Origin of the sequence: Pseudomonas sp. SAS7, from assembly GCF_052112345.1 — a bacterium.
Lineage (GTDB): Bacteria > Pseudomonadota > Gammaproteobacteria > Pseudomonadales > Pseudomonadaceae > Aquipseudomonas > Aquipseudomonas putida_Q.
Genome location: NZ_JBEGGO010000020.1, coordinates 1 through 14,127 on the forward strand (window position 1 = coordinate 1; position 14,127 = coordinate 14,127).

10 protein-coding genes are annotated in these 14,127 nt (G+C 61.8%); 8 read left to right on the forward strand and 2 right to left on the reverse strand.

The genetic code is table 11. The annotated features are described in order from the left end of the window. On the reverse strand, positions 1 to 3,045 hold a 3,045-nt coding region (locus ABI582_RS25230; RefSeq protein ID WP_442120611.1), incomplete at its 3' end, for an Ig-like domain-containing protein. A 189-nt stretch (positions 3,046 to 3,234) separates the two neighbouring features. Next, positions 3,235 to 4,791, reverse strand: a complete 1,557-nt coding sequence (gene norR / locus ABI582_RS25235; protein WP_442120612.1) for a nitric oxide reductase transcriptional regulator NorR — start codon at positions 4,789 to 4,791, stop codon at positions 3,235 to 3,237. 154 nt (positions 4,792 to 4,945) lie between these two features. On the opposite strand from norR, the gene hmpA reads away from it, so the two are divergent. From hmpA to alaC, 8 genes are all read left to right on the forward strand, one after another. Next, positions 4,946 to 6,124, forward strand: coding sequence for an NO-inducible flavohemoprotein (hmpA, locus tag ABI582_RS25240; protein ID WP_442120613.1), 1,179 nt, complete (start codon positions 4,946 to 4,948; stop codon positions 6,122 to 6,124). 502 nt (positions 6,125 to 6,626) lie between these two features. Beyond that, positions 6,627 to 7,133, forward strand: a complete 507-nt coding sequence (locus ABI582_RS25245; RefSeq protein ID WP_016484939.1) for a disulfide bond formation protein B — start codon at positions 6,627 to 6,629, stop codon at positions 7,131 to 7,133. Between the two features lie 559 nt (positions 7,134 to 7,692). Next, complete coding sequence (gene cyoA, locus ABI582_RS25250; protein WP_016501430.1) at positions 7,693 to 8,637, forward strand: ubiquinol oxidase subunit II; 945 nt, start codon at positions 7,693 to 7,695, stop codon at positions 8,635 to 8,637. A gap of 3 nt (positions 8,638 to 8,640) precedes the next feature. Further along, a complete protein-coding gene (cyoB, locus tag ABI582_RS25255) occupies positions 8,641 to 10,659 on the forward strand; it encodes a cytochrome o ubiquinol oxidase subunit I (RefSeq protein WP_338746114.1) in 2,019 nt (672 codons plus the stop codon). A 3-nt stretch (positions 10,660 to 10,662) separates the two neighbouring features. Beyond that, positions 10,663 to 11,289 carry a cytochrome o ubiquinol oxidase subunit III gene (cyoC, locus tag ABI582_RS25260; protein ID WP_016484942.1) on the forward strand — a complete coding sequence of 209 codons (627 nt, stop codon included), beginning with the start codon at positions 10,663 to 10,665 and terminating at the stop codon, positions 11,287 to 11,289. Continuing rightward, complete coding sequence (gene cyoD, locus ABI582_RS25265; RefSeq protein ID WP_016484943.1) at positions 11,289 to 11,621, forward strand: cytochrome o ubiquinol oxidase subunit IV; 333 nt, start codon at positions 11,289 to 11,291, stop codon at positions 11,619 to 11,621. The genes cyoC and cyoD overlap by 1 nt, the downstream gene beginning before the upstream one ends. 11 nt (positions 11,622 to 11,632) lie before the next feature. After that, a complete protein-coding gene (gene cyoE, locus ABI582_RS25270) occupies positions 11,633 to 12,520 on the forward strand; it encodes a heme o synthase (protein ID WP_016484944.1) in 888 nt (295 codons plus the stop codon). A gap of 335 nt (positions 12,521 to 12,855) precedes the next feature. Next, complete coding sequence (gene alaC / locus ABI582_RS25275) at positions 12,856 to 14,064, forward strand: alanine transaminase (protein WP_019473730.1); 1,209 nt, start codon at positions 12,856 to 12,858, stop codon at positions 14,062 to 14,064. Positions 14,065 to 14,127 lie beyond the last annotated feature (63 nt).

The following is a 14,127-nucleotide window of genomic DNA, read 5'->3' on the forward strand; positions in this document are numbered from 1 at the left end:
GGTGATGTCTGGTGCGGTGATCTGTGCGGGCAACGAGGAAGCACCGCTGTCATCAATAGCGACCACATCCAGCAGTTCGCCATTGGCTTGGGCCGGGCTCAGCTCGATGCTGAAGGTGCCGTCGGCATTGGCGATGGCGCTGCCGATCAGAGTGCCGTTGGCGTCATGCACCTCCACGCGAGTACCCGCTGGGGCGGAACCGGTGAGGGTGGTGCCGTCGGCATCGATGGCCAGGTTGCTCGGGCTGACCGGTGCCGTGGTCAGCGGTACATCGTATTCGAGGGCGACGGAGGCGTTGCCGCTTGGGTCGGTCTGCACCAGACTCAGCTGCTCGCCCGGCTGCGCGGCTGGATTCAGGTCGATGAGGAAGGTGCCGTTGGCACCGACTACGCCAGAGCCGATGACGTTACCGTCGGCATCGCGCACTTCGACGGTGGCACCCGGCTCACCACGGCCACTCAGGGCCAGGCCATCAGCGCCGACCACGATATTGCTTACTGCGCCAGGTGGCGTGATATCCGGGGCATCGAACTGCAGCGGCGCCGAGGTGTTGCCGGCGGCATCCACCAGGCGTACGTCCAGTGCTTCGCCGTTGGCCTGCGCAGGGTTCAAGGTCAAGCTGAACAGGCCATCGGCGCCAACAGTGCCAGTGCCGATGAGGGTTCCGGCGGCGTTACGGACTTGCACGGTGGCGCCCGGCTCGCCGCGACCGGTGAAGGTCACGCCGTCGGCCAGGGCCAGTTCAGTCGGTTGAGCAGGCGGCAGCAGGTCAGCCGATGTGACCGAGCCGGGTGGCGAGACGTTGCCGGCGGCATCGGTCAGGGTCACTTGCAGGGTACTACCGTCAGTAACGGCAGGGGCCAGGGCGATGATGAAGGTGCCATCCGCGCCAACGGTACCCGTCGCGATGATGTTGCCTGCGGCGTCACGCACCTGCACGGTGGTGCCGGCTTCGCCACGGCCGCTCAGTTGGCTGCCAGCCAGGCCGATGATCAGGTTAGTCGGGGCTTCAGGCGGCGTGGTGTCGCCACCGTCGATATCCGGTGCAGTGACCGAGCTAGCTACGGACGTATTGCCGGCGGCATCGCTCGCAGTGGCTTGCAGGACTTCGCCGTCCACCTGCGGTGGGTTGAGGTTGATGCTGAACACGCCGGTCGGGTCCACCACGGCCGTGCCTAGTTCGGTGCCGTCGGCGGCCAGAATACGCACGGTGCTCCCCGGTTCGGCACGGCCAGTCAGGACGCTGCCGTCAGCGCTGACGGCCAGTTCGGTCGGGGCGGCGGGTGCGGTGATGTCCGGCGCGGTGACCTGCGCAGGCAGCGAAGAAACGCCACTGTCATCGATGGCGACCACATCCAGCAGTTCGCCGTTGGCCTGGGCCGGGTTCAGCTCGATGCTGAAGGTGCCGTCGGCATTGGCGATGGCGCTGCCGATCAGGGTGCCGTTGGCGTCGTGCACCTCCACGCGAGTACCCGCTGGGGCGGAACCCGTGAGGGTGGTGCCGTCGGCGTCGATGGCCAGGTTGCTCGGGCTGTCTGGTGCGGTGGTCAGTGGCACATCGTACTCGACGGCCACGGAGGTGTTGCCGCTTGGGTCGGTCTGCACCAGGCTCAGGTGTTCACCTGACTGTACAGCCGGATCAAGGTTGATCAGGAAGGTGCCGTTGGCACTCACCACACCCGTGCCGATGACATTACCGTTGGCATCGCGCACTTCGACAGTGGCACCGGGTTCGCCGCGACCGCTCAGGGCCGTGCCACCCGGGCCAACCAGGATATTGGTGACCGCATCGGGCGGCGTTATGTCCGGTGCTGTGAACGCCAGCGGGATCGAACTATTGCCGGCGGCATCCACCTGGCGAATGTCCAGGGCTTCGCCGTTGGCCTGGGCAGGCGAGAGGGAGAGGCTGAAGGTACCGTCAGCGTTGACCAGCCCGCTGCCGATGAGGTTGCCGGCAGCATCGCGCACCTGCACGGTGGCGCCGGGTTCGCCGCGACCGGTGAGGGTTACACCGTTGGTCAGGGCCAGGTCGGTTGGCTGGTCTGGGGCAGTAGTGTCAGGGTTATCGACGTCCGGTGCCGTGATGCTGGCAGCTGGCGAAGTATTGCCGGCTGCGTCCGCGGCGCTGACTTCCAGGGCCTGGCCGTCGGTTTGTGGCGGTTGCAGGGTGATGGTGAACTGGCCATCCGCACCGGCTACGGCAGTGCCCAGCAACACGCCGCCAGCGCCGCGTACGGAAACCGTCGAGCCAGGTTCGGCACGCCCGGTAAGGGTGGTGCCCTGTTCGTTGATGGCGAGGTCGGTCGGTGCCAGTGGTGCGGTTGCATCCGGGGCCGTCACCGCGCCCGGCGCCGATACGTTACCGGCGCCATCGGTCAGGGTGACTTCAAGGTTTTCGCTGTTGATCTGTGGTGGGTTCAACGTCACGTTGAAGCTGCCGTCGGCAGCCACGGTGCCGCTGCCGATCAGGTTGCCGGCGGCATCACGGATATTCACCGTGGTGCCTGCTTCACCGCGGCCGGTCAGGCGCAGGCCATCCGGCGACACCAGCAGGTCGATGGGCGTGGCCGGGGCAGTGGTATCGGGGTCCGAGCCGCCACCGCTGCTTCCGCCACCGCCGCTGTCGGCCGCAGCTGCTGCGCCACCGACACCGAGCAGGCTGAGCCCGGCAATCGCCCAGGTCGGCATGGCGCTACCGGCGGTGCCGATACCCGCGACCAGCTCATCCAGCGAGGTGACGTCTTCGAAGGTGAAGCCAGTGAATGCTGCCGCATCGTACTGGGCGTGCCACAGGGTGCCGTCCTCGCCGACGAAGACAATGTCGCTGCCGACCCCGGCCTGGTCCACCGCGAAGAAGTTGCCAACGGTGACTTTTTCACCCGACTTCAGGGTGATGATCAGGTCCTGGCCGCGTTGGGTAACGGTGGCTACCTGGTCGGGAGATACCGGCATCTGCACGACGCCTGGTGCTTTGAGATTGATATTGCCCCAGGCGCTCTGAGTGGCGACTTCGGATTGCTTGTCGGCGATGACGATGTTGTCCATGGATGCTCCCTGCTGGTATCCGGATCCCCCGGCCCGACTGTTCGGGCCACAGCCGCCATAACAGAGCCCTTGCCGGGGTGTTACGCGCAGCCTCGACCAGGCAGTCGAGATTTGGGTGGTTAGGGAGATATAGCAGTCAGGCAGGAAGCAACCAGAGGCTTTCTGGGTTAATCCTTTTGTAGGTGAACCTCAGCGAAGCCCCAGTCGGCGGGCCAATCGGCTCAAGTTTGCGCGGTCCAGGCCCAGCTCGCGCGCGGCTGCCGCCCAGTTGTCCTGGTGGCGTTGCAGGCAGGCTTCGATCACCTGGCGCTGGTAGAGGTCGACCGCTTCGCGCAGGCCGCCTTCAGGTAATGCTGCCACCTGGAGCGGGGTTGCGGGGGAGGGCAGGGGCCCCGGTGTTGCCGAGGGCACGCGCAGGTCCAGGTCGATGGCTTCGAGTGTGAGGATACGTGGCCGGTCAGCGTGCTGGCCGAGCGCCTTGAGCGCCGAGCGGCCGATCAGGTGTTCCAGTTCGCGCACGTTGCCTGGCCAGTCGTAGGCCAGCAGCGCGGCCTGGGCTTCGTGGCTCAGTCGCAGGCTGTTCAGGCCCAGGCGCGAACGGTTCTGTTCGAGGAAGTAGCCAGCCAACAGCAGTACATCTCTGCCACGTTCGCGCAAGGGCGGCACGTGCAGCGGGTACACGCTGAGGCGGTGGTAGAAGTCGGCGCGAAAGTTGCCGTTGCGCACTTCTGCCGCCAGGTCACGGTTGGTGGCGGCAATCAGGCGCACGTCTACACGGTGCTCGCGGTCCGAGCCCAGGCGCTGCAACTGGCCGCTTTGCAGCACACGCAGCAGCTTGGCCTGTACGGTGAGTGGCAGTTCACCCACTTCGTCGAGGAACAGCGTGCCGCCGTTGGCCAGTTCGAACTTGCCCCGGCGCTCGCCGTGCGCACCGGTAAAGGCACCGCGTACATGGCCGAACAGTTCGCTTTCTACCAGCGTGTCGGGCAGGGCGGCGCAGTTCAAGCTGACCAGCGGCTTGTCGGCGCGGGTGCTGGCCTGGTGCAGGGCCTGGGCCACCAGTTCCTTGCCGACCCCGGTTTCGCCGGTGATCAGCACGGTCAGGTCGCTGCCACCGACCAGGCGGATTTCCTCTACCAGGCGCTTGTGCGCCGGGCTCTGGCCAATCAGTTCTTTATCCTGGCCGCTGGCCTGGCGGTAGATCTCGGCGCGGTGGTGTTCGTCCTCGGCGCGCAGGGCCAGGTGCTCGATGCGCTCGGCCACGGTAACGGTGGCGGCGGCCAGGCTGGCAAAGGCCTGCAGGGCATCCAGTTCCAGGCTCTGGAACTGCCCGGGGGTGAGGGCGTCGAGGGTGACCAGGCCCCAAGGGCGTTCATCGACCATCAACGGGCAACCCATGCAATCGTGCACTTCAAGGTCGGCATCCGGGGCATTGACCAGGCCATCGTAGGGGTCGGGCAGGTCGGAGTCGCTGGCAAAGCGGGTGGGTTCCGGGCGGCTGAGCAGGGTCTGGAACCGTGGATGCTCGCTGACCCGGAAGCGCCGGCCCAAGGTGTCGGGGCTCAAGCCGTCCACAGCCAGCGGCACCAGCCACTCACCGTCCAGGCGCAGCAGCGCCGCGGCATCGCACGGCAACAGGCCGCGCATGGCCTGCAGCAGGCGGCGGTAGCGTTCCTGGTCGGGCAAATCGCGGGACAGATCACTGACCAGGGGCAGCAGAGCGGTGAGCAATGGCGTTGTAGTCATATGGACTCCTATTGGTCGATATGACTATACGCCGTCGTAGGTCTTTTTGACATGCCATGCGTCAAGACCCTGATTTTGCTGGCGATAAAAGTTGGCACGATTGCTGAAATGGCTAGGGCAGTCATTTGAAGCCCCAGTCTCAGGAGTTGTCGCAATGCTCAATGCCGAACAACGTGCAATTATCAAGGCCACTGTACCCCTGCTGGAAAGCGGTGGCGAAGCGCTGACCACCCACTTTTACAAGATGATGCTCAACGAGTATCCCGAGGTCCGTCCACTGTTCAACCAGGCCCACCAGGCCAGTGGTGACCAGCCGCGGGCCCTGGCCAACGGCGTGCTGATGTATGCCCGCCACATCGACCAGCTGGAGCAGTTGGGCGGCCTGGTGGGGCAGATCATCAACAAGCATGTTGCCCTGCAGATTCTGCCGGAGCACTACCCGATCGTCGGCAGCTGCCTGCTGCGCGCCATCGAGGAAGTGCTGGGCAAGGAGATCGCCACACCTGCGGTGATCGATGCCTGGGCCGCGGCCTATGGCCAGCTGGCCGACATCCTGATTGGTGCTGAAGAAAACCTTTATAAACAGAAGGAAGAGGCCGAGGGCGGCTGGCGCGGTACCCGCGAATTCCGCCTGGTACGTCGCGAGCAGGAAAGCAGCGAGATCGTCTCGTTCTACTTTGCCCCGGTAGACGGCAAGCCGGTGCTCAAGGCCGAGCCAGGCCAGTACATCGGCCTGAAGCTGGACATCGACGGTGCCGAGCAGCGCCGCAACTATTCCCTGTCGGCGCTGTGCGATGGCAAGGAGTACCGCATCAGCGTCAAGCGCGAGGCGGGCGGCAAGGTGTCCAATTACCTGCACGATGAGCTGGTGGTGGGCGATACCCTGCAACTGTTCCCGCCTGCGGGTGACTTTACCCTGGCTGCCAGCGACAAGCCGCTGGTGCTGATCAGCGGGGGCGTGGGCATCACGCCGACCCTGGCGATGTTGCAGGCGGCATTGCAAACCCGGCGGGAGGTGCATTTCATTCACTGCGCCCGTAACGGTGCGGTGCATGCCTTCCGTGACTGGGTCGATGGCCTGGCGGCGCGTCATCCGCAGCTCAAGCGCTTTTATTGCTATGCCGAGGTTGCGGGTGGCGCCGAGGCCGATGCTGTCGGCCTGCTGAGCGAGGACCTGCTGGCCGAGTGGCTGCCGCCGGAGCGTGATGTGGATGCCTACTTCCTTGGGCCCAAAGCCTTCATGGCGGCGGTGAAGCGCCAGTTGAAGGGCCTGGGTGTGCCGGAGCAGCAGAGCCGCTACGAGTTCTTCGGGCCGGCGGCTGCCCTGGAGTAATCCACAGAAGGTACTGCGCTGGCCTGTAGGAGCGGCCTTGTGCCGCGAAAGGGCCGCAAAGCGGCCCCTGCAATATCAGCTGCGAAGCTGAGACCCTGAGGCCGCTTTGCGGCCCTTTCGCGGCACAAGGCCGCTCCTACAGGGATAGTGCAAGCCATTGCCGGGCCAGTTATCCCGGCTGTTGGGTCGCACCACACCTTCCTGCTTATATATAAAGGAAAGATGAAACCGGGCGCTGCGCTTTCATCTTTAATCCTCCTTTAATCACGGTATCCTTCACTCCCGGGTGTCGAGGGGCTTGCCCCTGCGCGGCACCCGGGCAGCCGTTTTTTTGCCGCCCATCGTTGAACCGACGTTGTTGCGGCCGGTCTCAGCCACACCGGATAGCCCTGCGCAGTGCTATCACGCCGCTTCCTCGGCACGCTCAAAGGCCCTGCCCAGCGTGTAGACTTGCGCTCAGGCAGGCGGACCACGCTGCCACTATCCATCGAAGGAACCGGCAATGAACGAACAAACATCGCGCCTGAATCGGGAACGGCGCTTTCTGGTGCTGTTGGGCCTGATCTGCCTCTCGCTGATCGGCGGCGCCCTCTACATGCAAGTGGTGCTGGGCGAGGCACCGTGCCCGCTGTGCATCCTGCAGCGTTACGCGCTGCTGTTCATTGCCGTATTTGCCTTCATCGCCGCGGCGATGCCCGGGCGCCGCAGCCTGACCTTCTTCGAGGCACTGGTTGTGCTTAGCGCAATTGGTGGAATCATTGCGGCCGGCAACCATGTGTATATACTCGCCAACCCCATGGTCAGTTGCGGTATCGACACCCTGCAGCCAATCGTGGATGACCTGCCACTGGCCAAGCTGTGGCCGCTGGCGTTCCAGGTCGACGGCTTCTGCAGCACGCCGTACCCGCCACTCCTCGGTTTGTCGCTGGCGCAATGGGCGCTTGTGGCGTTCGTGCTGACCGCCATCCTGGTCCCGCTCGGGATCTACCGCAACCGGCGCCAGGCTTAGACAAAAGTCCTGAATTGCATGTGGTCTTTTACACCGCATGAGAAGAGGGAAATGTCGCTCACCGCTTGATCCAGATCAACCACAAAGCCTTGCAGAATGCGGCTTTGAGGCCTATCAAGCGGGGTGCGACAAACTGTCGCGAAGTTGAATTATTGAGCAGCATTGTTACGCATTCTGTAAAAGACTGTTGCTCAATAAGTCATAGTCAAGGGTTGGCGACCTCACTACAATCGCCCCCAATTTCCGTTCGGCACTGCTTGCGAGTCGCAGGATTGAAGGAAGCCCCAGCGCTCCTTTTTGCTGACTTCGTCAAGTTTCGCCCAACGGCGATACCGGGCGGACCCCCCTCCGCGTTTTCCCGCACCAAATGGACTTGGTCTGAAGTACAGGCCTGTTGCCTACGAAACCATAAGCACCGCTAACACGCTTGAAGCCAAGGTCCTGCAGTCGGACCCCAGGCAGGAGCGAGTACGGGCGCAAAATGCCTCACTTGGCAGGACGAAGTGTTGGCTACCAAAACACAAATTGCATTGAAGCAAGCTGATCTAGAGGTCGTGAGATGAGTAAAAAGCGTTACCCCAGACTGTTTGGCATATTGCCCTTTTTAGGCATGCTTTTACTCAGTGGGTGCAACTGGACCCTGCTCGACCCGAAGGGCCAGGTCGGCATTGAGCAAAAGAACCTGATCCTGATCGCTACCGGCCTCATGCTGCTGGTGGTCATTCCTGTGATCATCATGACTCTGGCGTTCGCCTGGAAGTACCGTGCTTCCAACAAGGCTGCCACCTACACCCCTGACTGGTCGCACTCGACCAAGATCGAGGCCGCGGTGTGGATCATCCCGATCCTGATCATCATCGCCCTGGGTTACGTCACCTACCACTCCACCCACAAACTGGACCCGTACCGTCCGCTGGACTCGGACGTGAAGCCGATTCAGATCGACGTGGTCGCACTGGACTGGAAGTGGCTGTTCATCTACCCGGAACAAGGCATTGCCACCGTCAACAAGATCAACTTCCCGGCTAATACCCCGGTGAACTTCCGTGTCACCTCCGACGCCGTGATGAACTCGTTCTTCATCCCGGGCCTGGGTGGCCAGATCTACGCCATGGCCGGCATGACCACCAAACTGCACCTGATCGCCAACGAAAACGGTGTGTTTGACGGTATCAGCGCCAACTACAGCGGTGCTGGTTTCACCGGCATGAAATTCAAGGCTACTGCCACTTCCCAGGCCGACTTCGATGCATGGGTCGCCGAGGTCAAGCAGTCGCCGTTGAAACTGGGCAAAGCCGAGTACGAAGCTCTGGCCAAGCCTAGCGAATACAACCCAGTCGCGCTGTACAGCGAGGCGCCAGCAGAGCTGTTCCAGTCCATCGTCGACAAGTACGAAGGCATGAACCGCGGCAAGCCGGTCCACGAAGAAGCAGGCAGCAAAGATCTGGCCACAACCAAGGGTGTGGAATCGAGTATGCAACCAGCTGCCGGTGCAGAGGAGTAAGAGATGTTCGGTAAACTAAGCCTGGAGGCGATACCCTATCACGAGCCGATAGTCATGGTGACGCTTGCCATGATCGCGCTCGGCGGTATCGCTGTCGTCGGTCTTATCACCTATTTCCGCAAGTGGACCTACTTGTGGAGCGAGTGGCTGACTACTGTCGACCACAAAAAGATCGGCGTGATGTACATCATCGTCGCGATGGTCATGCTGCTGCGCGGCTTTGCCGACGCCATCATGATGCGTACCCAGCTGGCTGCCGCTACCGGTGGCTCCGAAGGCTACCTGCCGCCTGAACACTATGACCAGATCTTCACCGCTCACGGTGTGATCATGATCATCTTCATGGCGATGCCGTTCTTCACCGGCCTGATGAACCTGGCGGTTCCTCTGCAGATCGGTGCACGTGACGTTGCCTTCCCGTTCCTGAACTCCCTGAGCTTCTACCTGCTGCTGGCAGGCGTGCTGCTGGTCAACATCTCGCTGGGCGTTGGTGAATTCGCCAAGACCGGCTGGGTTGCCTATCCGCCGCTCGCAGGCATCCAGTACAGCCCTGGGGTAGGTGTCGACTACTACATCTGGGCGCTACAGCTATCCGGATTGGGTACGACGCTTACCGGCGTGAACTTCCTCGTCACCGTGATGAAGATGCGCGCACCTGGCATGAAGCTGATGGACATGCCGATCTTCACCTGGACCTGCACCTGGGCCAACGTACTGATCGTTGCTTCGTTCCCGATTCTGACTGCTGCACTCGCTCTGCTGACTGTTGACCGTTATCTGGACTTCCACATTTTCACCAACGAGCTTGGTGGGAACCCGATGATGTACGTCAACCTGTTCTGGGCGTGGGGTCACCCTGAGGTGTACATCCTGATCCTGCCGGCCTTCGGCGTGTTCTCGGAAGTTACCTCGACGTTCTCTGGCAAACGCCTGTTCGGCCACCACTCGATGATTTACGCATCGGGCGCGATCGCCATCCTCGGCTTTGCGGTATGGCTGCACCACTTCTTCACCATGGGTGCCGGCGCCAGCGTCAACACCTTCTTCGGCCTGGCGACGATGCTGATCTCCATCCCGACCGGTGTGAAGCTGTTCAACTGGCTGTTCACCATGTACCAAGGCCGCGTGCGCTTCACCGCACCGATGCTCTGGACCCTGGGCTTCATGGTCACCTTCTCCATCGGTGGCATGACCGGCGTACTGCTGGCCGTTCCAGGTGCTGACTTCGTTCTGCACAACAGCCTGTTCGTAATTGCGCACTTCCACAACGTGATCATCGGTGGCGCGGTATTCGGCTACATCGCCGGTTTCGCCTTCTGGTTCCCGAAAGCCTTCGGCTTCACCCTGAACGAGAAGTGGGGCAAAGCTGCCTTCTGGTTCTGGCTGTCGGGCTTCTACGTTGCGTTCATGCCGCTGTACGCCCTGGGCTTCATGGGCATGACCCGTCGTCTGAACCACTCCGACAACCCACTGTGGGAACCCTACCTGTACGTAGCCGTTGTCGGCGCCGTGCTGATCCTGTTCGGTATCGCTTGCCAGCTGATCCAGATCTTCGTTTCGGTCCGCGACCGCAACCAGAACCTGGACGTGACCGGCGACCCATGGGGCGGCCGTACCATCGAGTGGTCCACTTCCTCGCCACCACCGTTCTACAACTTCGCTCACATGCCTGAGAAAGTTGGTCTGGACGCCTGGCACGAAGCCAAGGAAGCCGGTGTTGCGTACAAGGTCCCGGCCAAGTACGAAGCGATCCACATGCCGAGCAACACCTCCACCGGTCTGTTCATGGGTATGTTCCTGACCGTGTTCGGCTTCGCCTTCATCTGGCACATCTGGTGGCTGGTGGGCGCGAGCCTGTTGGCAACCATCGCAGTCTTCGTTCGCCACGCTGCACGTGACGACCAGGGCTACATGGTTCCGGCCGAAGAAGTGGCGCGCATCGAAGGCGAGCGTATGAAAGCGCTGGCCAAAGCAGGTGCTCTGCCTGCCGGCGCACGTGTCGAATCGTTTGAGCGGGTGTAATCAATGTCCAGTCAAGTAATGCACGGCGGCGCTGCTCATGGTCACGACCATGGGCATGACGACCACCACCACGACTCGGGCCAGATGACCGTACTGGGTTTCTGGCTGTACCTGATGACCGACTGCATCCTGTTTGCGTCGCTCTTCGCCACCTACGCGGTGCTGTCCGGCAGTTTTGCCGGCGGCCCGTCGGGTCATGACATCTTCCAGCTCGATTTCGTAGCTGTTGAAACGCTGTTCCTGCTGCTGTCCTCGATCACCTTCGGCTTCGCCATGCTGAAGATGTTCGATGGCAAGAAAGCTGGCGTACTGGGCTGGTTGGCTGTGACCTTCCTGTTCGGTGCAGGCTTCATCGCGATGGAAATCTATGAATTCCATCACCTGATCAGCGAGGGCTTCGGCCCGCAGCGCAGTGGCTTCCTGTCGGCGTTCTTCGCCCTGGTAGGTACCCACGGTCTGCACGTGACTGCCGGCCTGATCTGGATGGCAATCATGATGTACCAGATCAACAAGCATGGCATCACGCCGACCGCCAAGACCCGCATGAGCTGCCTGAGCCTGTTCTGGCACTTCCTGGACGTGGTCTGGATCTGTGTATTCACCGTCGTCTACCTGCTGGGGGTTCTGTAATGGCTAGCGCACACGACACTCATCACGAAGGTAATCACGGCAGCGTCAAGTCGTACATGATCGGCTTTGTCCTGTCGATCATCCTGACCGCGATCCCGTTCGCGCTGGCGATGACTGCCAGCCTGCCGAAGAACCTGACCGTTCTGATCATTGTTGCCATGGCCGTGATCCAGGTAGTGGTACACCTGGTGTACTTCCTGCACATGGACCGCTCGAAAGAGCAACGCAACAACGTGTCGACGTTCCTGTTCACCGTGCTGGTAATTGCACTGCTGGTCGGCCTGTCGCTGTGGATCATGTTCAACATCCACATCGAAATGATGGCCAAGTGAGGTAAGACTGCATGTCCGTTAAGCACTTTATCCAAATCACCAAACCGGGGATCATTTTCGGTAACGTGCTTTCCGTGGCAGGCGGTTTCTTCCTTGCCTCGAAGGGCCATGTGGACTTCGCCTTGTTCCTGGCGGTGGTGATCGGTACTTCGCTGGTGGTTGCGTCCGGATGCGTGTTCAACAACTGCATCGACCGTGACATCGACCACAAGATGGAGCGCACCAAGAACCGCGTCATGGTGCAGGGCGGCATGTCGCTGCCCCTCGCGCTGATCTACGCCACCCTGCTCGGGGTGGCGGGTTTCAGCCTGCTGTATGTCCAGGCCAACCCGCTGTCGGCGTTCTGCGCAGCTGTAGGCTTCATCGTCTACGTCGGTTTCTACAGCCTGTGGCTGAAGCGTAAATCGGTGCACGGCACCTTGGTCGGCAGCCTGTCGGGTGCCATGCCTCCGGTGATCGGCTACTGCGCCGTAAGCAACAGCTTCGACCTGGCTGCGGTAACCCTGCTGGTGATGTTCAGCCTGTGGCAGATGCCGCACAGCTTTGCCATCGCCATCTTCCGCTTCAAGGATTACAGCGCTGCCAACATCCCGGTCCTGCCGGTGGCGCGCGGTATCCTCGCGGCGAAGAAGCAGATCGTGCTGTACGTGCTTGCCTTCGTGCTCGCAACCTTGATGCTCACCCTCGGCGGTTACGCCGGCCTCGGCTACCTGGCCGTGGCAGCTGCCATGGGCCTGTACTGGCTGTATATGGCCTGGGGTGGCTACAAGGCCGAGGACGACAGCAAGTGGGCCCGCAAGGTATTCGGCTTCTCCATCCTCACCGTTACCGCCCTGAGCGTGATGATGGGTGTGGACAGCCAGACCGCTGCGGACGTGCTGATGACTTACGCACGCTGATACTGCTGCCTGCTTCACAAAAACCCCGGCCATGTGCCGGGGTTTTTTTATGCCTGTCTGCCTGTGCCGGCCTCTTCGCGGGTAAACCCGCTCCCACAGGTACAGCGCCGGTTTTGCATGTGGCGCGGTCCCTGTGGGAGCGGGTTTACCCGCGAAAGGGCCGGTACTGGAAAACATAAAATCCAAATTTTCAAATAATAGATCTGAAAAGATATAACAAAACAGGCTTTTGCCCTTTACAGAAATCATGTTTCGGCATTATCTTCTGTTTCAGGCCGCCATATCGGCCAACGTCGCTCGGACGGTTCCGGGCGCTTACGTACTCAGAGGAAGCCATGGCCAACCCAGGTTCGCCGCGCCGCTTTGCGCGCATCGATCGTCTCCCCCCTTACGTCTTCAACATCACTGCCGAGCTCAAGATGGCTGCCCGCCGCCGTGGCGAGGACATCATCGACCTGAGCATGGGCAACCCCGACGGCGCCACGCCGCCGCACATCGTCGAGAAGCTGGTGCAGGTTGCCCAGCGTGAAGATACCCATGGCTATTCCACCTCTCGCGGCATCCCACGCCTGCGCCGGGCCATTTCCAACTGGTACAAGGAACGCTACGAGGTCGACATCGACCCGGAAAGCGAAGCCATCGTCACCATCGGCTCGAAAGAAGGCCTGGCGCACCTGATGCTGGCCACGCTCGACCAGGGCGACACGGTGCTGGTGCCCAACCCCAGCTACCCCATCCACATCTACGGTGCGGTCATTGCCGGTGCCCAGGTGCGTTCGGTGCCCCTGGTACCGGGTGTGGACTTCTTCAACGAACTCGAGCGGGCCATCCGCGAGTCGATCCCCAAGCCGAAGATGATGATCCTCGGCTTCCCGTCCAACCCCACCGCCCAGTGCGTGGAACTGGACTTCTTCGAGCGTGTGGTGGCCTTGGCCAAGCAGTACGACGTGCTGGTGGTGCATGACCTGGCCTACGCCGACATCGTCTACGACGGCTGGAAAGCCCCGTCGATCATGCAGGTGCCAGGGGCCAAGGACATTGCGGTGGAGTTCTTCACCCTGTCCAAGAGCTACAACATGGCAGGCTGGCGGATCGGCTTCATGGTCGGCAACCCCGAGCTGGTCAGCGCCCTGGCGCGAATCAAGAGCTACCACGACTACGGCACCTTCACCCCGCTGCAGGTCGCTGCCATTGCCGCGCTGGAAGGCGACCAGCAGTGCGTACGGGACATTGCCGAGCAGTATCGCCAGCGCCGCAACCTGCTGGTGAAAGGGCTGCACGAACTGGGCTGGATGGTCGAGAACCCCAAGGCATCGATGTACGTGTGGGCGAAGATCCCTGAGCAGTATGCGCACATGGGTTCTTTGGAGTTTGCCAAGAAACTGCTGGCCGAGGCCAAGGTGTGCGTGTCGCCGGGGATTGGTTTTGGTGAGTATGGCGATGACCATGTGCGCTTTGCCCTGATCGAGAATCAGGACCGCATTCGCCAGGCCATTCGCGGCATCCGGCAGATGTTCCGGGCTGACGGGTTGGCCCGCAAGTAAGCGCTTGGGGCCGCTTTGCGGCCCATCGCGGCACAAGGCCGCTCCTACAGGTACAGCGCCATT